At 73.0% G+C, this 18,126-nt stretch carries 13 protein-coding genes and 1 tRNA gene; all 14 read left to right on the plus strand.

The features are described 5' to 3' along the window. The first annotated feature begins 135 nt into the window (after positions 1 to 135). On the plus strand, positions 136 to 1,290 hold the full coding sequence (locus ACZ7LY_RS17095; protein ID WP_471625547.1) for a Gfo/Idh/MocA family protein: 1,155 nt from the start codon (positions 136 to 138) through the stop codon (positions 1,288 to 1,290). A 21-nt stretch (positions 1,291 to 1,311) separates the two neighbouring features. Beyond that, entirely contained in the window at positions 1,312 to 2,310 is a 999-nt protein-coding gene (locus ACZ7LY_RS17100) for a sugar phosphate isomerase/epimerase family protein (RefSeq protein WP_471625397.1), read from the plus strand. Between the two features lie 345 nt (positions 2,311 to 2,655). After that, positions 2,656 to 5,112 carry a PQQ-dependent sugar dehydrogenase gene (locus ACZ7LY_RS17105; protein WP_471625398.1) on the plus strand — a complete coding sequence of 819 codons (2,457 nt, stop codon included), beginning with the start codon at positions 2,656 to 2,658 and terminating at the stop codon, positions 5,110 to 5,112. 17 nt (positions 5,113 to 5,129) lie between these two features. Further along, positions 5,130 to 6,521, plus strand: coding sequence for a ThuA domain-containing protein (locus ACZ7LY_RS17110; RefSeq protein ID WP_471625399.1), 1,392 nt, complete (start codon positions 5,130 to 5,132; stop codon positions 6,519 to 6,521). Between the two features lie 461 nt (positions 6,522 to 6,982). Next, complete coding sequence (locus tag ACZ7LY_RS17115) at positions 6,983 to 8,224, plus strand: inositol-3-phosphate synthase (RefSeq protein ID WP_471625400.1); 1,242 nt, start codon at positions 6,983 to 6,985, stop codon at positions 8,222 to 8,224. A gap of 110 nt (positions 8,225 to 8,334) precedes the next feature. Then, entirely contained in the window at positions 8,335 to 9,417 is a 1,083-nt protein-coding gene (locus ACZ7LY_RS17120; RefSeq protein ID WP_471625401.1) for an SCO3242 family prenyltransferase, read from the plus strand. After that, entirely contained in the window at positions 9,414 to 10,328 is a 915-nt protein-coding gene (locus ACZ7LY_RS17125) for a sugar phosphate isomerase/epimerase family protein (protein ID WP_471625402.1), read from the plus strand. The genes ACZ7LY_RS17120 and ACZ7LY_RS17125 overlap by 4 nt, the downstream gene beginning before the upstream one ends. Continuing rightward, positions 10,325 to 11,131 (plus strand): EboA domain-containing protein, encoded by an 807-nt coding sequence (locus tag ACZ7LY_RS17130; protein ID WP_471625403.1) that lies wholly within the window; start codon positions 10,325 to 10,327, stop codon positions 11,129 to 11,131. The genes ACZ7LY_RS17125 and ACZ7LY_RS17130 overlap by 4 nt, the downstream gene beginning before the upstream one ends. Beyond that, positions 11,131 to 11,982, plus strand: a complete 852-nt coding sequence (locus tag ACZ7LY_RS17135; protein ID WP_471625404.1) for a TatD family hydrolase — start codon at positions 11,131 to 11,133, stop codon at positions 11,980 to 11,982. The genes ACZ7LY_RS17130 and ACZ7LY_RS17135 overlap by 1 nt, the downstream gene beginning before the upstream one ends. A 3-nt stretch (positions 11,983 to 11,985) precedes the next feature. Further along, positions 11,986 to 13,161 carry a metabolite traffic protein EboE gene (eboE, locus tag ACZ7LY_RS17140; protein WP_471625405.1) on the plus strand — a complete coding sequence of 392 codons (1,176 nt, stop codon included), beginning with the start codon at positions 11,986 to 11,988 and terminating at the stop codon, positions 13,159 to 13,161. Then, entirely contained in the window at positions 13,158 to 14,555 is a 1,398-nt protein-coding gene (locus ACZ7LY_RS17145) for a nucleotide pyrophosphatase/phosphodiesterase family protein (RefSeq protein WP_471625406.1), read from the plus strand. The genes eboE and ACZ7LY_RS17145 overlap by 4 nt, the downstream gene beginning before the upstream one ends. Positions 14,556 to 14,687: 132 nt before the next feature. Further along, positions 14,688 to 15,848 carry a sugar phosphate isomerase/epimerase family protein gene (locus ACZ7LY_RS17150; protein WP_471625407.1) on the plus strand — a complete coding sequence of 387 codons (1,161 nt, stop codon included), beginning with the start codon at positions 14,688 to 14,690 and terminating at the stop codon, positions 15,846 to 15,848. Positions 15,849 to 16,164: 316 nt separating this feature from the next. Beyond that, positions 16,165 to 16,249 (plus strand) — tRNA-Leu (locus ACZ7LY_RS17155). Between the two features lie 481 nt (positions 16,250 to 16,730). Beyond that, the gene (locus ACZ7LY_RS17160) at positions 16,731 to 17,786 is read left to right on the plus strand and encodes an enoyl-CoA hydratase/isomerase family protein (RefSeq protein ID WP_471625408.1); all 1,056 of its coding nucleotides are present in this window, start codon (positions 16,731 to 16,733) and stop codon (positions 17,784 to 17,786) included. Positions 17,787 to 18,126: the final 340 nt, after the last annotated feature.

The following is an 18,126-nucleotide window of genomic DNA, read 5'->3' on the forward strand; positions in this document are numbered from 1 at the left end:
GGCGAACACGGCGTGGACGAGGAGGACTTCCGCATGGCAGGCAGCAACACACCGCACGACCAGGACAGTTCGGGCGGCCCGGAGGCGGTCGCCGGGCGGCGGGGGAGCGGGGCGCCGCCCGTCCTCGGCGTCGGCATGGTCGGCTACGCGTTCATGGGCGCCGCCCACTCCCAGGGCTGGCGGACCGTCGGCCGGGTCTTCGACCTGCCGCTCACGCCCCGGCTCGCCGCGGTCTGCGGCCGGGACGCGCGGGCCGTGCGCGCGGCGGCCGACAAGCTCGGCTGGGCCGCCGCCGAGACCGACTGGCGGGCGCTGATCGCCCGCGACGACGTCGACCTCGTCGACATCTGCACCCCCGGCGACAGCCACGCGGAGATCGCCATCGCCGCCCTGGAGGCCGGCAAGCACGTCCTGTGCGAGAAGCCGCTGGCCAACACGGTCGCCGAGGCCGAGGCCATGGTCCGCGCGGCCCGGGCGGCGGCCGGCCGCGGCCAGGTGGCGATGACCGGGTTCAACTACCGGCGCGTGCCCGCCCTCGCGCTCGCCCGCCGCATGATCGAGCAGGGGCGCCTCGGCACCCTGCGCCATGTGCGGGTCTCCTACCTCCAGGACTGGCTCGTCGACCCGGCGTTCCCGCTGACGTGGCGGCTGCAGAAGGCGTACGCGGGCTCCGGCGCGCTCGGCGACCTCGGCGCGCACGCCGTGGACCTGGCCCAGTACCTCACGGGGGAGCCGCTCGCCGGGGTCTCGGCCCTCACCGAGACGTTCGTACGGCACCGCCCGCTGCCCGGGGGGGCCTCCAGCGGGCTCGCCTCGACGGGGGCGGGTCCTGGCACGGGGGAGGTGACCGTGGACGACGCGGCGCTGTTCACCGGCCGGTTCGCCTCCGGCGCCCTCGCCTCCTTCGAGGCGACGCGGTTCGCCACCGGCCGCAAGAACGCGCTGAGCGTCGAACTCAACGGCGAGCTGGGCTCGTTGGCCTTCGACCTCGAACGCCTCAACGAACTCCTCTTCCACGACCAGACCGAGCCGGGCGACAGCGCGGGCTTCCGCCGCATCCTCGTCACCGAACCGGGCCACCCCTACCTGGAGGCGTGGTGGCCGCCGGGTCACGGCCTCGGCTACGAGCACACCTTCGTCCACCAGGCCCGCGACCTCGTCCACGCCATCGCCGAACGCGCCACGCCCGCGCCCTCGTTCGCCGACGGACTCCAGGTGCAGCGGGTGCTCGCCGCCGTCGAGGAGAGCGCGGAGAAGAACTCCGTGTACACCGCCGTCCCCGCCGCCTGACCCGGAAGGAGACCCACCGCCATGCCCCGCACGTTCACCCTCTTCACCGGCCAATGGGCGGACCTGCCCCTGGAGGAGGTCTGCCGCCTCGCCCGCGACTTCGGCTACGACGGGCTCGAACTCGCCTGCTGGGGCGACCACTTCGAGGTCGACAAGGCGCTCGCCGACCCGGACTACGTCAAGGGCAGGCGCGCCCTGCTCGACAGGTACGGCCTGGCCTGCCACGCGATCTCCAACCACCTGGTCGGACAGGCGGTCTGCGACGCCATCATCGACGAACGCCACGAGGCGATCCTGCCCGCCCGCATCTGGGGCGACGGCGAGGCCGAGGGCGTGCGGCGGCGGGCGGCGGCCGAGATCGCGGACACGGCACGGGCCGCCGCCGCGTTCGGCGTCGACACGGTCGTCGGCTTCACGGGCTCCGCCATCTGGCACCTCGTCGCCATGTTCCCGCCCGCGCCCGAGGCGATGATCGAGCGCGGCTACGAGGACTTCGCCACCCGCTGGAACCCGATCCTCGACGTGTTCGACGCCGAGGGCGTCCGGTTCGCGCACGAGGTGCACCCGAGCGAGATCGCGTACGACTACTGGACGACGCGCCGCGCCCTCGACGCGGTCGGCAACCGGCCCGCGTTCGGGCTGAACTTCGACCCGTCGCACTTCGTGTGGCAGGACCTCGACCCGGTCGGCTTCCTGTGGGACTACCGCGACCGGATCTACCACGTCGACTGCAAGGAGGCCCGCAAGCGCCTCGACGGCCGAAGCGGGCGCCTCGGCTCCCATCTGCCCTGGGGCGATCCCCGGCGCGGCTGGGACTTCGTGTCGGCCGGCCACGGCGACGTGCCGTGGGAGGACGTCTTCCGGATGCTGCGCTCCATCGGCTACGCGGGGCCCGTCTCCGTGGAGTGGGAGGACGCGGGCATGGACCGCCTCCAGGGCGCGCCGGAGGCGCTGGCGCGGCTGAAGGCGTTCGACTACGAGCCGCCTACGGCTTCCTTCGACGCGGCGTTCAGCTCGTAGACGACGATCGCCTCCCGGCCCGCACGGCACGGCCGAGTACGGCACGGCCGCGCGGGTCGTCGGGGACCGATCCACCGCCTCCCCGCCCGTCCGTACGGCATGTCCGCGCGGGCCGGGGCGGCGGGGGAGTGGGCCGAGGACGGCAGGGCACGGAGTCCGCTCCGGCCTGCCCGGAACCGGCTTTGTCCTCCGCCGGGAAAAAGAGTCAACAATCAGCCGCACAAGGGCTATCCCAGCCGGACAAAGACGGCTAGCTTCCTTGCTGCGTACATGGCAAGCGCATTCCTTCGGGGTGACGGCGCACCCCGCCCGCGGCACGACCCACCCCCCTTTCCGGAGGAACCCGTGCACAGAGAACGCCCCAGAACCCGCAAGGCGCTCGCGCTGCTCACCGGCACCCTGCTGGCCGGCGCGAGCCTCAGCGTCAGCGCCCACGCCGCGCCCGCCCCCGAGCGCACCGCCGCGGCCGCCCCGGTCGCCGAAGACTTCCAGCAGGTCACCCTGGCCAAGGGAGCGGCGGAGGTCGGCGAGCCGATGAGCCTCGCCGTGCTGCCCGACCGCAAGGTCCTGCACACCTCGCGCGACGGCGTGCTGCGCCTGACCGACGAGAACGGCACCACCAAGGTCGCCGGCAAGCTCGACGTCTACAGCCACGACGAAGAGGGCCTCCAGGGCGTCGGCGTCGACCCGCACTTCAGCGAGAACCGCGCGATCTACCTCTACTACGCGCCCCCGCTGAACACCCCCGCGGGCGACGCCCCCAACGACGGCACCGCCGCCGACTTCGCCCCCTTCGACGGCGTCAACCGCCTGTCCCGCTTCACCCTCAACGCGGACGGCACCCTGAACAACGCCTCCGAGAAGAAGGTCTTCGACGTCCCCGCCTCGCGCGGCATCTGCTGCCACGTCGGCGGCGACATCGACTTCGACAAGGACGGCAACCTGTACCTGTCGACGGGCGACGACTCCAACCCGTTCGCCTCCGACGGCTTCACCCCCATCGACGAGCGGGCCTCGCGCAACCCGGCCTACGACGCTCAGCGCTCCGCCGGCAACACCAACGACCTGCGCGGCAAGATCCTGCGCGTCAAGGTCGCCGACGACGGCTCGTACACGATCCCCGAGGGCAACCTGTTCGCGCCGGGCACCGCGAAGACGCGGCCCGAGATCTACGCCATGGGCTTCCGCAACCCCTTCCGGATGAGCGTCGACAAGCCCACCGGCATCGTCTACGTCGGTGACTACGGCCCCGACGCGGGCGCCGCCGACCCGAAGCGCGGGCCGGCGGGCCAGGTCGAGTTCGCCCGTGTCACCAAGGCCGGCAACTTCGGCTGGCCCTACTGCACCGGCGCCAACGACCCCTACGTCGACTACGACTTCGCCACCAAGACCTCCGGCGCCGCCTTCGACTGCGACGCGCCGAAGAACGAGTCGCCGCACAACACCGGCCTCGTCGACCTGCCGCCCGCCCAGCCCGCCTGGATCCCCTACGACGACGGCTCCGTGCCCGAGTTCGGCTCCGGCTCCGAGTCCCCGATGGGCGGCCCGGTCTACCGCTACGACCCGGCCAACACCTCCCCGGTCCGCTTCCCCGAGGCGTACGACGGCGACTTCTTCGCCGGCGAGTTCGGCCGCCGCTGGATCAAGCGCATCGAGCAGGACGCCGACGGCAAGGTCACGTCCATCAACCCCTTCCCGTGGACCGGCACCCAGGTCATGGACATGGCCTTCGGCCCGGACGGCGCGCTGTACGTCCTCGACTACGGCACCGCCTGGTTCGGCGGCGACGAGAACTCGGGCCTGTACCGCATCGAGAACGCCACCGACGGACACTCCCCGACGGTCGACGCCAAGGTCGACAAGACCTCGGGGCAGGCACCGCTGAAGGTCAAGTTCTCCGCCACGGCGAGCGACGCGGACGGCGGCACCCTCGCCTACAGCTGGAACTTCGGCGACGGCACCTCCGGCACCGGAGCCGCCCCCGGCCACGTCTACAAGAAGAACGGCACCTACACCGCCACTGTCACCGTCAAGGACTCCACGGGCCGTACCGGCAGCGCCGACGTCCATCTCGTCGTCGGCAACACCGCGCCCAAGGTCACCCTCGAACTGCCCGGTGACGGCCAGCTCTTCACCTTCGGCGACGAGGTCCCCTTCAAGGTGAAGGTGACCGACCCCGAGGACGGCGCCATCGACTGCTCCAAGGTCAAGGTCACGCACATCCTCGGCCACGACAGCCACGGCCACCCCGTCACCTCCGCCAACGGCTGCTCCGGCACCATCAAGACCAGCGCCGACAGCGAGCACGACCCGAACGCCAACGTCTTCGGAGTCTTCGACGCCGAGTACACCGACAAGGGCGCGAACGGCCAGCCGGCCCTCACCACGCACGACCAGCACGTCACCCAGCAGAAGCACCGCCAGGCCGAGCACTTCGGCGACTCCAAGGGCGTCTCCGTCGCCGCCCACACCCCGGCGAACGGCGGCCGGACCGTCGGCGACATCAACAACGGCGACTGGATCTCCTTCAAGCCCTACCTCCTCTCCAACGCCAAGACGCTGACCGCGCGCGTCTCCTCCGCCGGCTCCGGCGGCACCCTCGAAGTCCGCACCGGCTCGCCCACGGGCAAGCTCATCGGCAAGGCGACCGTCGCCCCGACCGGCTCCTGGGAGACGTTCACCGACGTGAGCACGCCGATCAGCAACGCGCCGAAGACCACCACCACCCTCTACCTCGTCTTCAAGGGAGCGGGCACCGGCGCCCTGTACGACGTCGACGACTTCACCTTCACCACGGGCTGAGGAAGGAGCAGGTCACCATGCGCACCACCACACGCGTCGCGCTCGCGGCCGCTGCCGCGGCCCTGCTGACCGGCGGGGTCACGGCACCCGCCACCTCCGCCCCCGACAAGGGCGCGGCTAAGGACCGCGTCCTGGTCTTCTCCAAGACCGCCGGCTTCCGGCACGACTCCATCCCCGACGGCGTGGCCGCGCTGAGGCAACTGGGCGCCGACGCCCGGCTCACCGTCGACGCCACCGAGGACGCCACCGCGTTCACCCCCGCCAACCTCGCCCGCTACCGCGCCGTCGTCTTCCTCTCGACGACCGGCGACGTGCTCGACGCCGACCAGCAGAAGGCGTTCGAGGCGTACATCGCGGGCGGGGGCGGTTACCTCGGGGTGCACGCCGCCGCCGACACCGAGTACGACTGGGACTACTACGGCGGCCTCGTCGGCGCCTGGTTCCAGTCCCACCCGGCGATCCAGCCGGCGACGGTCCGCGTCGAGGACCGCCACCACCCGGCCACCGCCGGCCTGCCCGCCGCCTGGCCGCGCACCGACGAGTGGTACAACTACCGCTCCAACCCGCGCGACCGCGTCCACGTCCTCGCCACCCTCGACGAGACCACGTACAGCGGCGGCACCATGAAGGGCGACCATCCGATCGCCTGGTGCCAGAACTACGGCGGCGGGCGCGCCTTCTACACCGGCGGCGGCCACACCAAGGAGTCCTACGCCGACCCCGCCTTCCGGAGCCATCTGCTGGGCGGACTGAAGTACGCGGCGGGTCAGGTCGCGGCGGACTGCAAGCCGGACACCGGCTACCGCAGCCTCTTCAACGGCGAGACCCTGGAGGGCTGGAGGCAGGCGGGCCCCGGCGGCTTCACCGTCGACAAGGCCACCGGCACCCTGCACAGCACCGGCGGCATGGGCCTGCTCTGGTACCAGGCCAAGGAACTGTCCTCGTACTCCCTCAAACTGGACTGGAAGATGGAGGGCGACGACAACTCCGGTGTCTTCGTCGGCTTCCCGGCCTCCGACGACCCCTGGTCGGCCGTCGACCACGGCTACGAGATCCAGATCGACGCCACCGACGCACCCGACCGCACCACCGGCGCCGTCTACTCCTTCCAGTCCGCCGACATCAAGGCCCGCGACCGGGCCCTGAAGCCGCCGGGCCGGTGGAACCAGTACGAGATCAAGGTCCAGGGCGAACGCCTCCAGGTGTTCCTCAACGGAGTCAAGATCAACGACTTCACCAACAAGGACCCCGCGCGCAGCCTGACCGACGGCTACATCGGCCTCCAGAACCACGGCCCCGACGACCAGGTCGCCTTCCGCAACATCCGCCTCAAGGAACTGCCCCCGCCCCCAGGCACCGCGAAGGCCGCACCCCGGCCCTCCCAGGCCCTGCCCGGCACGGCCGACTGACGCCACTCCTTCGGATCGCGCGGGCCGGACTCCCGAGGCCCGGCCACCGCTCCCCGGTCCCGCCCGATCCGACGGAGAGTCAGTAAGGCACGGCAGTTCCGACGGAAAGGCCGTAAGGCCGTACGGCAACGCAGTACGGCAAGTCAGTAAGGCAGTACGGCAAGGCAGTAAGGAAAGGCAGGTTGGCTCCCGGTCCGGAGCGGGCCAGGGCGGTCCGGGCCCCGGCGGCCCCGGACGCCACGGGCCCGGCCCGCTCCGGACGAGAGCCCCGCGCCTCCTCGCCCGGATCGGGGCCGGCCACGGCGCCGCACCACGGCCCGCGCCCGGCACGATCCGCACGAGAGGCCCCCGAGCGGCGGCGGGCGGGGGACGCCGGACCCCCTCCCGCCGCCTCACCCCGGCACCACCCCGCGCACCACCCGGCCCGTACCCCCGGTTCGCGTACGACAAGGAGGCTGCCCATGTCCGCCGAACCGTCCCCCTCCACCGCCCCCCGCTACGGCGTCTGGCTCATCGGCGCCCGCGGCTCCGTCGCCACCACCGCCGTCGCCGGCTGCGCCGCTGTCGCCGCCGGACTCCACCCCCCGACCGGCATGGTCACCGAGACCCCTCCCTTCACCGACTCCCGCCTGCCCGCGCTGTCCTCCCTCGTCTTCGGCGGCCACGACACCGTCGACTGCCCGCTGCCCAAGCGCGCCGAACACCTCGCCGCCGGAGGCGTCCTGCTGCCCGGACTCCCGGCCGCCGTGCACGGCGAACTCGCCGCCGCCGACCGCGAGATCAGGCCCGGCGGTCCGCTGCCCGGCCGCGACGAGGGCCGCACCCAGGACGAACTGATCGACGCCTTCGCCGCCGACATCCGCGCCTTCACCGACGCCCACGTCCTCGCCGGAACCGTCGTCGTCAACGTGGCCTCGACCGAACCCGCCGCCTCCACCGACGGCACGCTCCCGCCCAGCTCCCTCTACGCAGCCGCCGCCCTGCGCGCCGGCTGCCCCTACGTCAACTTCACCCCCTCCACGGGCCTGCACCACCCCGCCCTCGCCCCCCTCGCGGCGAGCGCCGCCGTCCCGTACGCGGGCCGCGACGGCAAGACTGGGCAGACCCTGCTGCGCTCGGTACTCGGCCCGATGTTCCACCAGCGTGCCCTCGACGTACGCGCCTGGTCCGGCACCAATCTCCTCGGCGGCGGCGACGGCGCCGCCCTCTCCGACCCCGCCGCGGCCGCCGCCAAGAACGCCGGCAAGGAACGCGTCCTCGCCGACACCCTCGGCTCCGCCCCCGAGGGCGAGGTCCACATCGACGACGTGCCCGCGCTCGGCGACTGGAAGACCGCCTGGGACCACATCGCCTTCGACGGCTTCCTCGGCGCCCGCATGATCCTCCAGACCATCTGGCAGGGCTGCGACTCCGCTCTCGCCGCGCCCCTCGTCCTCGACCTCGCCCGCCTCCTCCTGCGCGCCCACGCCCTCGGCCTCACCGGCCCGCGCCCCGAACTCGGCTTCTACTTCAAGGACCCCGACCCGACCGCCCCCGCATCCCTCGGCGACCAACACACAGCCCTGATGAACTTCGCCACGCGCTTGCGGGGCGAGGGCCCCGGGGTCGGCGGTGACGGCGGGGACCGTGAGGGTGGCGTGGCCCGTGAGGGTGGCGGCGACCAAGGCGGTGCCGGTGTCGGTGGTTCCCGGGGGGACGCATGACGGGCGGCGCGGGTATCGCCTCGTCCGGCGCAGCCGGTGCCGCCGGTGCCGTCGTCTCCGAGCGGGCCACGGGGAGCGGGGCCGCCCGGACTCCCGGTCCGGCCGCCGCCATGAGCACAGGTCGCCGGTCGGGTAGGCGACGCGGATGGCTGCGGGCCTGGGCCGAACTCCTGCGTCTGCCCGCCCTGTTCACCGTGCCCGGTGACGCCCTCGCCGGCGCCGCCGCACGCGGGGTACGTCCGCACCGTGGCACATTCCTCGCCATCGGCTCCTCCCTATGTCTGTACGAAGCGGGCATGGCGCTCAACGACTGGGCCGACCGTGCCGAGGACGCCGTCGAACGGCCCTCCCGCCCGCTGCCCTCGGGCCGCATCCGCCCGGCGGCGGCCCTGACCGCCGCCGGTGCCTTTACCGCCGCCGGTATCGGACTCGCCTTCCGCGCGGGCCGCACAGCGGGTGCCGTCGGCACGGCACTGGCCGCCACGGTCTGGGCGTACGACCTCGGCCTCAAGCACACACCCGCGGGCCCCCTGGCCATGGGCGCCGCCCGGGGCCTGGACGTCCTGCTCGGCGCGGCGGCCGACCGCCCGGCCGGGTCCCGCACCCGCACCGGCCTCGACCGCCCCCGCCGAGGGAACAGGGCCCGCACCGGCCCCCCCGGCTCAGGCAGCAGCCCCCACAGCGCCCGAACTCTCCGCGCACCCCGCAACGCCACGGCGTCGGCCGCTGTTCGAACCGCTCCCACCGCGCCCCGCGCCCAGAGCCCCGGCCCGCGCCCGCTCAGCGCCGCCGCCCCCGCCGCGCTGACCCTGGCCGCCCACACCACCGCGGTCACCGGCGTCTCCCGCGACGAGACGACCGGCGGCACCCCGCTCGCCCCCGCCACAGCCCTCGCCCTCACCACGGCGCTGGCCGCGCATCTCCTCCGAACTCCGGCGGGCCGAGGCGTCGCAGCCCCCCTCGGCCTGCCGGGCCCCGCCCTGTACTCCCTGACCACGACTCGCCCCCTTCTGCACGCCACGCTCAATCCGTCCCCGCCGCTGACCCAACGCGCAGTCGGCGCCGGCATCCGCGCGATGATCCCGCTCCAGGCCGCCCTCGCCGCCCGCTCCGGCGCCCCCGGCACGGCGCTCGTCACCGCCGCGCTCGCCCCCGCCGCCCGCCGCTTCGCGAAGAAGGTGAGCGTCACATGAACCTCCCCACGAGCGCCCCGGCGACCTCGGGCGGACCCGGCGCCCACGGCTCGGCCGGCTCCTCCCCGCGCTGGGGTTACGGCACCAACGGCCTCACCGACCTCCGTCTCGACGATGCCCTCGCCCTCCTCGCCGACCTCGGCTACGACGGCGTCGGCCTCACCCTCGACCACATGCACCTGGACCCGCTGACGCCCGACCTCGCCGCCCGCACCCGCCAGATCGCCCGCGCCCTGGACCACCACGGGCTCACCGCGACCGTCGAGACCGGCGCCCGCTATGTCCTCGACCCGCGCCGCAAGCACGGCCCCTCCCTTCTCGACCCCGACCCCGACGCCCGCGCGGCCCGCGCCCGGCTGCTGGTCCGGGCCGTCCAGGTCGCCGCCGACCTCGGCGCGCACGCCGTGCACTGCTTCAGCGGCATCACTCCCGACGGCACCGAGCCCGACACCGCCTGGAAGCGGCTCGCCGACGAACTCGGCCCCGTCCTCGATGCCGCCACCGGCGCCGGCATCCCGCTCGCCATCGAACCCGAACCCGGCCACCTCCTCGAAACCCTCGCCGACTTCCACCATCTGCGCCGGATGCTCGGCAGCCCCGACGCGCTCGGCCTCACCCTCGACATCGGCCACTGCCAGTGCCTGGAACCCGACCCGCCCGCCGACTGCGTGCGCGCGGCGGCGCCCTGGCTGCGGCACGTCCAGGTCGAGGACATGCGGCGCGGCACCCACGAGCATCTGCCGTTCGGTGACGGGGAGATCGACTTTCCGCCGGTCCTCGACGCTCTCGCGGCCACCGGCTACCAGGGCCTGACCGTCGTCGAACTGCCCCGCCACTCCCACGCCGGCCCGGAACTGGCGGCCCGCTCCCTGCGATTCCTGCGAGCAGCCGCGCGAGGAGGCAGACCATGACGACCCCCACCACCGTCGCCGCGCTCCGCGCCCGCCTCGACCAGGCCCTCACCGCGGCGGGACGCGCCTGGCTCGACCAGGCCCTCGCGGAAGCGACAGCCGCCGCTCCAGAAGTCACCGCTGCTCCGAAGACCGCTGTCGTTCCGGAAGCCGCTGCTCGGGAAGCCACCGCCGCCCCGGGTGCCACCATCGCTCCGGGAACCCCCGTCCCGACAGGCTCCGTCGCCCCGGACGACCCCGGCCGAGCCGGACCGGCCGCCCGCCCGGCAGGCACCGGCGCGGCCCCCGTCTGGGAGAGGCGGTTCGCCGAGACCGGGCGGCGCGTCGGCCAGGACCACGCGACGCCTGCCCGCGTATTGCTGCTGGAAGCCGCCCGCGCCGACACCGCCGTCCTCACCCGCCTGTACGCCCAGGGCAACGCCGCCGAACGCCTCGCCGTCCTGCACGCCCTGCCCCACCTCGTCACCGGCGCCGACGCCCTGCCGCTGATCGAGGACGCGTTGCGCGCCAACGACACCCGACTCGTCGCCGCAGCGGTCGGCACGTACGGCGCGGCCCATCTGCCCGCCCACGCCTGGCGGCACGCCGTCCTCAAGTGCCTGTTCACCCAGGTGCCCGTCGACGCCGTCGCCGGCCTGGCCGACCGTGCCCGCGGGGACGCCGAACTGGCCCGCATGCTCGGCGACTTCGCCGAGGAGCGCACGGCCGCCGGCCGCCCCGTACCCGACGACCTGTACCGCGTCCTGGCCCTGACCGCGCCCGCACCCCACACGCCCCGCGGCACCGAGGAGACGGAGTCCTGATGCGCATCTTCGACCCCCACATCCACATGACCTCGCGCACCACGGACGACTACCAGGCCATGTACGAGGCCGGCGTCCGCGCCCTCGTCGAACCCGCGTTCTGGCTCGGCCAGCCGCGCACCTCCGCCGCCTCCTTCATCGACTACTTCGACGCGCTCCTCGGCTGGGAGCCGTTCCGCGCGGCGCAATACGGGATCGCGCACCACTGCACCCTCGCGCTCAATCCCAAAGAGGCCAACGACCCGCGCTGCACCCCCGTCCTCGACGAACTGCCGCGCTACCTCGTCAAGGACGGTGTCGTCGCCGTCGGCGAGATCGGCTACGACTCCATGACGCCGGCCGAGGACACCGCTTTCGCCTCCCAGCTCCAGCTCGCCGCCGACCACGACCTGCCCGCGCTGGTCCACACCCCCCACCGTGACAAGCTCGCCGGGCTGCGCCGCACCCTCGACGTCGTCCGGGAGTCCGCGCTGCCCCTCGACCACGTCCTCGTCGACCACCTCAACGAGACCACCGTCAAGGAAGCCAAGGACGCCGGCTGCTGGCTCGGCTTCTCCGTCTATCCCGACACGAAGATGGACGAGGACCGGATGGTCGACATCCTGCGTGCCTACGGTCCCGAACAGGTCCTCGTGAACTCCGCCGCCGACTGGGGCCGCAGCGACCCCCTCAAGACCCGCAAGGTGGGCGACGCGATGCTCGCCGCCGGATTCGACGCCGACACGGTCGACCAGGTCCTGTGGCGCAACCCCGTCGCCTTCTACGGACTCAGCGGACGCCTCCAGCTCGACGCGCCGCCCCCGCCCGCCGCCACCCACGAGGGCAACTCCATCCTGCGCGGCGGAGCGTGACCCATGCGCTTCCGCCACCCCGACGGATCCACCGTCCACCTCGCCTACTGCACGAACGTCCACCCCGCCGAGACCCTCGACGGCGTCCTCGGCCAGCTCCGCGACCACTGCGAACCCGTCCGCAGACGCCTCGGCCGCGACCGCCTCGGCATCGGCCTGTGGCTCGCCAAGGACGCCGCCCGCGCCCTGATCACCGACCCGGTCGCGCTGCGCGGCCTGCGCGGCGAACTCGACCGGCGGGGCCTCGAAGTCGTCACCCTCAACGGCTTCCCCTACGAGGGCTTCGGCGCCGAAGAGGTCAAGTACCGGGTCTACCGCCCCGACTGGGCCGACCCCGAACGCCTCGCCCACACCAGCGACCTCGCCCACCTGCTGGCCGCGCTGCTGCCCGCCGACGTCATCGAGGGCACCGTCTCCACGCTGCCGCTCGCCTGGCGCACCGCCTACGACACCGGCCGCGCCGAGACAGCGCGCACCGCCCTCGTCACCCTCGCCGAACGCCTCGACGCGCTGGAAGAACTCACCGGTACCTCGATCCGCGTCGGCCTCGAACCCGAACCGGGCTGCGCCGTCGAGACCACCGCCGACGCCCTCGCCCCGCTCACCGCCGTCGCCCGCACCGACCGTATCGGCCTGTGCCTGGACACCTGTCATCTCGCCACCTCCTTCGAAGATCCACGGAACGCCCTCGACGGACTCGCCGCCGCCGGTATCCCTGTCATCAAGTCGCAGCTCTCCGCCGCCCTGCACGCCGAACACCCGGCAGACCCGGACGTCCGCGCCGCCCTCACCGCGTTCGACGAACCGCGCTTCCTGCATCAGACCCGCGCCCTCGGCACCGCCGGCGAACTGCTCGGCACCGACGACCTCGGCCCCGCCCTCGGCGGCGCCGCCCTGCCCGACGACCGCCCCTGGCGCGCCCACTTCCACGTCCCCCTGCACGCGGCCCCCGCCGCCCCGCTCACCTCCACGCTCCCCGTCCTCAAGGACACCCTCGCCCGCCTCGTCGGAGGACCCCACCCCCTGACCCGGCATCTGGAGGTCGAGACCTACACCTGGCAGGCCCTGCCGCCCGACCTGCGGCCCCGCGCCCGGGCCCAGCTCGCCGACGGCATCGCCGCCGAACTCACCCTCGCCCGCGACCTGTTGACCGACCTCGGCCTCAAGGAGCTGCCATGACCGACGCCGACCGGGCCCCGACCCCCCTTCTCGTCCTGGACGTCGTCGGCATGACGCCCCTGCTCCTCGCCCACATGCCTCACCTGAGCCGGCTCGCCGCCTCCGGCACCAAGGCGCCGCTGGAGACCGTCCTGCCGGCCGTCACCTGCGCCGCCCAGTCCACGTTCCTCACCGGGGCGATGCCGAGCGAACACGGCATCGTCGGCAACGGCTGGTACTTCCGCGAACTCGGCGACGTCCTGCTGTGGCGCCAGCACAACGGACTCGTCGCCGGCGACAAACTCTGGGACGCCGCCCGACGCGCCCACCCCGGCTACACCGTCGCCAATATCTGCTGGTGGTACGCCATGGGCGCGGACACCGACATCACCATCACCCCCCGCCCCGTCTACTACGCCGACGGCCGCAAAGAACCCGACTGCTACACCCGGCCCCCGGCCCTGCACGACGAACTCACGGAAAAACTCGGTACGTTCCCCCTCTTCCACTTCTGGGGGCCCGGCGCCGACCTCGTCTCCAGCCAGTGGATCATCGACGCCACCCGGCACGTCCTCGACACCCGCCGGCCCGACCTCGCCCTGTGCTACCTCCCTCACCTCGACTACGACCTGCAACGCTTCGGCCCCGACGACCCCCGCTCCCACCGCGCCGCCCGCGAACTCGACGCGGCACTCGCCCCACTCCTCGACGACACTCGCGCCCAGGGCCGCACCGTCGTCGCCCTGTCCGAGTACGGCATCACCCGCGCCGACCGGCCCGTCGACATCAACCGCGCGCTGCGCAGGGCCGGCCTGCTGGATGTGCACACCCAGGACGGCATGGAGTACCTCGACCCGATGGCCTCCCGCGCCTTCGCCGTCGCCGACCACCAGATCGCCCACGTCTACGTGCGCAGGCCCGAGGACCTCGACGCCACCCGCGCCGCCCTCGCCGGACTTCCCGGCATCGAGCAACTCCTCGACGACGAGGGCAAGAAGGCCCACCACCTCGACCACCCCCGCTCCGGCGAACTCGTCGCCGTCGCGGAACCCGACGCCTGGTTCACGTACTACTACTGGCTCGACGACGCCCGCGCGCCCGACTTCGCGCAGCTCGTCGAGATCCACCGCAAACCCGGCTACGACCCGGTCGAACTGTTCATGGACCCCCAGGACCCCTACGTCAAGGTCAAAGCGGCCGCCGCGCTCGCCCGCAAGAAGCTGGGCATGCGCTACCGCATGGCGGTCGTGCCCCTGGACCCGTCACCTATTCGCGGGAGCCACGGCCGCCTCCCCACGAGCGACGACAGCGAGAACGCTCCGCTCATCATCAGCTCCACCCCCCATGCGTTTCCCGGCCGCGTGGCGGCCACCGAAGTGAAATCCCTGCTCCTGGACCTCGCGGGGCTGGGCTGAGACACACCTCGACCCAACCCCTCGCCACCAGGATCGATTACAGAGAGTGAAGCACAGGTCACCGGCGACGCGCCAGTGATCACCGTCCGAAATCACTCCCGCCGCAGGCCCGCACCCCGAAAAGAGGATCCCGTGACCGAGTTCCACGACACCCCCGCCGCCGACGAATCCCTGAGAAACCGCCTCGGCATCAACCGCAGGCGCTTCCTGAGCACCTGCACCGCCGTGGCCGCCGGCGCGATCGCCGCCCCCGTCCTTGGCGCCGCCCCCTCCTTCGCGCTGCCGCAGGCCGCCCCCTCCGGCGCCCCGGGCCGTGGCAACGCCCTGGTTCCCGAGGACAAGCGCGGCATCATCCTCTACACCGTCCGCGACGCGACCGGCCGTGACCCCCTCGCCTCCGATCTGCCCTCCGGGTTCCGCGAGGTCTTCAAGGAGCTGGCCCGGTACGGCTACAAGCAGGTCGAGTTCGCGGGCTACGGCCAGCACCCCAACGCCCCCGGTGGCGCCGACCTCGAAACCGTCGCGGGCGCGCGGCTCCTGCGCTCCTGGCTCGACGAGTACGGCCTGCGTGCCCAGGGCAACCACGGCTTCATCCCCTCGTCGTGGCCGCTGTCCTCAGCGGACCTCGACAAGTTCAAGCGGAGCCTGGAGATCGCCAACATCCTCGGCATGGACCACATGGGCACCGGCGGCGACCCCACCGGCAGCGCCTACCGGGCCGACTGGGACGTGGCCGCCGACAAATGGAACGCGCTCGGCGACATCGCCCGCAAGGCCGGAATCAAGCTCTACACCCACAACCACGACGCGGCGTACGGCTTCCTGCTCGACGGCGGCCCCCTCGACGCTCAGGGCCGCCCCACCCGCAGCTCCGGCATCCGCAAGCTGGAGTACTTCCTGAAGGTCACCGACCCGCGCAGCGTGTGGCTGGAGATGGACATCTTCTGGGCGCACGTCGCGCAGTACAAGTTCCACACCTACACCGCCCACGACGGCAGCGTGCGGGAGGACGTCTTCGACCCCGCCGCCCTCGTCCGCTCCCACACCAAGCGCTACCCGCTGTTCCACGCCAAGGACGGCACCCACAACGACACCAACGGCATGGGCTACGACATGGTGCCCTTCGGTGAGGGCGTCATCGACTACACGACGTTCTTCGGCCGCGTAGGCGCGAAGAACTACCACAACCCCATGGTCGAGCAGGACAACGCGCCCAGCTCCACCGACCTCGCCCAGTCCCTCAAGTACGCCCGCATCGGCTACGCCAACATGGCCGCCCTGCGCAAGCACTGAGTGACCGGACAGGGGCCCGTCCCGGCGGCGGGCCCCTACGCGCGCGTGCGCGGCGAAAACCGACGAAGGCTGAGCCGGTCGAGGGCGTAGCCGTAGCCCACGCGCGTCAGCGCAGCGTGTGGTGCTCCCGCAGCAGTCGGGACAACGTCCGAGGTCGCCGCACCTTTCCATACGCTCCCGTAAGTGAAACCTCACTCATAGTGAGGCCTCGGAGGCTTCCCGCCGCCCGACGGATACGCAGGTGAAACGCACTCCGAAACCTTGGTATTGTTGTCCATGTCGCCGCGGGGAACACTCCGCGAACGGCAGACACCTGGTCCGGGTGGCGGAATGGCAGACGCGCTAGCTTGAGGTGCTAGTGCCCTTTATCGGGCGTGGGGGTTCAAGTCCCCCCTCGGACACACAGTAGGAACACGGCAGCATCGCAACACCGCACAGAGCGTCGCTCGGGAACTTCCCGGGCGACGTTTTTCGTTGCCTCGGTGCGGGCGCGGACGGCTCGGCCGGGCCGCGGGGTTCGGGCAGGGGGACCGCGCGCCGCGCTACCCCCCGCGGGCGCGGTCGCCCCGCCTCGACCACGGGCTCCGGGCGGCGGGTCTGCCGCGGGTGCCCTGGGAGCGGGCAGGCCAGCCCCTGAAGTCGGCGTCGGGGCTGATCTGCACCCATCGGCTACCCCCGGGTACGACCGCCATACGGTGATCGTCCCGGGTTGGCCGAAAATCTTGGTCCGCTGTCCCCAACCCGCCGTCCCGCGCCCCGCTGTCCCGGTCCCGCCGTCTTCTGCGCCGGCGGCGCCGCGTCGGCCCGTCCGCGCCCCGCAGCCCGGGGGCACCCGGTGATACAGATGGCCGTGCTCACCGCTCGTGATCGGAAGGAAGACCGTTGACCACCCCCGACGCCCGCCCCGAACCCGTGCTGCTGTCCACTCGGGGCCACGCCGCCCACCTCGTGCTCAACCGGCCCCGCGCGCTGAACTCACTGACCCACCCCATGGTGCGGACCGTCGCCGACGCGCTGGACCGCTGGGAGCGGGACCCCGCCGTACGGACCGTCGTGCTCAGCGGTGCGGGCGAGCGCGGCCTGTGCGCGGGCGCTGACATCCGACTCTTCCACGACGACGCCCGCAGCGGCGACGGCACCGCCTCCGAGGCCTTCTGGCGCGACGAGTACCGCCTCAACGCACGCATCGCCCACTACCCGAAGCCCTACGTCGCCCTCATGGACGGGATCGTGATGGGCGGCGGCGTCGGCCTGTCCGCGCACGGCGCTCACCGCGTCGTCACCGAGCGGTCCCAGGTCGCCATGCCCGAGGTGGGCATCGGGTTCGTGCCGGACGTCGGCGGCACCTGGCTGCTGTCGCGGGCGCCCGGCAGGCTCGGCACGCACCTGGCGCTGACCGGCGCCGCCGTGGGAGCGGCCGACGCCCTGCTGTGCGGGCTCGCCGACCACCACGTACCGTCCGACGCGCTGCCGGCGCTGCTCGACGACCTCGCCACCCGAGAGGCGCCCGACGCACTCGCCCGGCACGCGCGCCCCGCGCCCGAGGGGCGGCTCGCGCGGCAGCAGCCCTGGATCGACGCCTGCTACGCCGCCGACACCGTCGAGGAGATCGTCGACCGGCTTCAGGCGTACGGCGAACCCGAGGCCAAGGAGACCGCCGACACCCTCCTGGCGAAGTCCCCGACCGCCCTCAAGGCGACACTCGCCGCGCTCCGGCGCGCCGAGCGGTTCACCAGCCTGGAGGAGGCGCTCGACCAGGAGTACCGCGTCTCCTGCGCCGCCCTGCACACCGCCGACCTGCCCGAGGGCGTCCGCGCCCAGATCATCGACAAGGACCGCGACCCGCACTGGAGCCCCGCGACGCTCGGCGAGGTCCGGCCCGAGGACGTCGAGCGGTACTTCGCGCCTCTGGGCGAGCGGGAGTTGGGGCTCGCCTGAGAGCGCGACGCCCCGTCCCAGCGGAACGCGCGGAAGCGGCGGGCGGAGCGTCGCGCGTCCGGCATCAAGGCGGCGTAAAGATTGCCGGAACACGGCAATGCGCGGCACGCGTGCGCTGAGCGAGGATCGTCCTGGCAGAAACGGGGGGTCGGCCCCGGTGCCGGTCTCCGGAAGTGGGGACCGTGCCGGGGCCGAGCCTACGAAGCGGACGGGGGAGCGTCATGGGGGACACGGGGGACACCCTTTTCGCGCCGACTGCCGACACGGGGGAGAGCGCCGGGGCGGGGCGGCCGACACAGGCCGCCGCGCCGCCGGGCTCCCACGCCGGAGAACCGAACCC

The organism is Streptomyces sp. NPDC107550 (assembly GCF_055639095.1).

Excerpts from the sequence above, each read along its gene's own strand:
- ACZ7LY_RS17135 (WP_471625404.1), top strand. The coding sequence starts at position 11,131 with ATGCGCATCTTCGACCCCCACATCCACATGACCTCGCGCACCACGGAC.
- eboE (WP_471625405.1), top strand. The coding sequence starts at position 11,986 with ATGCGCTTCCGCCACCCCGACGGATCCACCGTCCACCTCGCCTACTGC.
- ACZ7LY_RS17100 (WP_471625397.1), top strand. The coding sequence starts at position 1,312 with ATGCCCCGCACGTTCACCCTCTTCACCGGCCAATGGGCGGACCTGCCC.
- ACZ7LY_RS17125 (WP_471625402.1), top strand. The coding sequence starts at position 9,414 with ATGAACCTCCCCACGAGCGCCCCGGCGACCTCGGGCGGACCCGGCGCC.
- ACZ7LY_RS17110 (WP_471625399.1), top strand. The coding sequence starts at position 5,130 with ATGCGCACCACCACACGCGTCGCGCTCGCGGCCGCTGCCGCGGCCCTG.
- ACZ7LY_RS17145 (WP_471625406.1), top strand. The coding sequence starts at position 13,158 with ATGACCGACGCCGACCGGGCCCCGACCCCCCTTCTCGTCCTGGACGTC.
- ACZ7LY_RS17130 (WP_471625403.1), top strand. The coding sequence starts at position 10,325 with ATGACGACCCCCACCACCGTCGCCGCGCTCCGCGCCCGCCTCGACCAG.
- ACZ7LY_RS17120 (WP_471625401.1), top strand. The coding sequence starts at position 8,335 with ATGAGCACAGGTCGCCGGTCGGGTAGGCGACGCGGATGGCTGCGGGCC.
- ACZ7LY_RS17115 (WP_471625400.1), top strand. The coding sequence starts at position 6,983 with ATGTCCGCCGAACCGTCCCCCTCCACCGCCCCCCGCTACGGCGTCTGG.
- ACZ7LY_RS17095 (WP_471625547.1), top strand. The coding sequence starts at position 136 with ATGGTCGGCTACGCGTTCATGGGCGCCGCCCACTCCCAGGGCTGGCGG.